General features: G+C 66.5%; 1 protein-coding gene. It reads right to left on the bottom strand.

The features are described from left to right. Nucleotides 1-233 (bottom strand): glutaminase (locus P9236_RS30825; protein WP_278078226.1); only part of this gene is annotated, 233 nt, incomplete at both ends.

Genomic DNA, 233 nt, shown 5'->3' with positions numbered 1-233 from the left:
ATGCCCAATATGCCGCCGCCGACGCCGCTCTTGCCGGGGATGCCGACGCGGAAGGCGAAATCGCCGGAGCCATCATAGTGACCGCAGGTCAGCATCATCGCGCCGATGCGGCGTGCCCGTTCGGCCGACACCACGGAATGCCCGGTCGCCGGGTTCTTGCCGCCATTGGCGAGAAAGCGGCCGGCGAGCGCCAGTTGCCGGCAACTCATTGCGATGGCGCAATGGTGGAAGTA

The sequence above is a fragment of the Mesorhizobium sp. WSM4884 genome (genome assembly GCF_029625675.1).
GTDB lineage: Bacteria > Pseudomonadota > Alphaproteobacteria > Rhizobiales > Rhizobiaceae > Mesorhizobium.
This window is presented reverse-complemented; position numbering and strand designations above follow the sequence as displayed.